The sequence below is a fragment of the Dellaglioa sp. CoH-57-MRSF-17 genome (assembly GCF_056782015.1).
This window is the reverse complement of sequence record NZ_JBXAXY010000022.1, coordinates 1-711: the sequence shown is the minus strand read 5'-3', so window position 1 is coordinate 711 and position 711 is coordinate 1. Positions and strand designations below refer to the sequence as shown.

General features: G+C 54.6%; 1 protein-coding gene and 2 tRNA genes. All 3 read right to left on the bottom strand.

Annotation, left to right across the window (positions count from 1 at the left end; all coding sequences use genetic code 11):
• Positions 1-91: 91 nt before the first annotated feature.
• The 3 genes from AC1RPJ_RS07650 to AC1RPJ_RS07640 all read right to left on the bottom strand — a co-directional run bounded on the left by AC1RPJ_RS07650 (position 92) and on the right by AC1RPJ_RS07640 (position 555).
• Positions 92-178: transfer RNA gene (locus AC1RPJ_RS07650), tRNA-Leu, on the bottom strand.
• 1 nt (position 179) lies between these two features.
• Positions 180-264, bottom strand: a tRNA-Leu gene (locus tag AC1RPJ_RS07645).
• Between the two features lie 3 nt (positions 265-267).
• A complete protein-coding gene (locus tag AC1RPJ_RS07640; RefSeq protein ID WP_289900983.1) occupies positions 268-555 on the bottom strand; it encodes a hypothetical protein in 288 nt (95 codons plus the stop codon).
• Between the last annotated feature and the right edge of the window lie 156 nt (positions 556-711).

The following is a 711-nucleotide window of genomic DNA, read 5'->3' as shown; positions in this document are numbered from 1 at the left end:
ACTTTCCACTTGTACTTATTTGCTATGCCGATGAACACTGCTCTCGCAGACTCGCACATAGCGGCGCACCCTTTCGGGAAGTAACTTGTTCTGGTGCGAGGAAAGGGATTCGAACCCTCACGATCTTTCGACCGGCAGGACCTAAACCTGCTGCGTCTACCAATTTCGCCACCCTCGCGTGGTGCGGATGGTGGGACTCCAACCCACACGCCTTTCGGCAGGGGATTTTGAGTCCCCCGTGTCTAGCTATTCCACCACATCCGCATACTACTTGTTTTGCTTCCGGTACTCTTCCCACTCTTCGTGTAGACTCAGCTCACCGGGCCACGCATCGTAGTACCAATCCCAGTCAAAACACCAGTCATTGACGGTGCCGACATCGATGTGTTCTACGCTTCGTTCCTGACGCTCGATTTTGTCGAGCACTCGATTGAGGACACGACGATTCTGCTGCCGCTCGTCTCGACGCGCACCCGGAGCCGGGCCGCAGCACGGGCAATGGAAACCGCCCGGACCATAACTGATTACACGACGGGAAAATGCTTTTGCTTTCATGAGACCTCCAGTTGATTATCACTGAACTCTACTCATGATCGCCTCCTATTCTGTTGGGTGGGAACGGTACGATTCGAACGTACGGTAAACCTCGGTGCCGGATTTGCCTGACGCACCGGGCAACGGTGGCTTTGTCTATTATGACCAGCCTTCCTG

Bases quoted from the DNA above. Each gene is read 5' to 3' on its own strand.
- AC1RPJ_RS07640 (WP_289900983.1), bottom strand. From the start codon at position 555: ATGAAAGCAAAAGCATTTTCCCGTCGTGTAATCAGTTATGGTCCGGGC.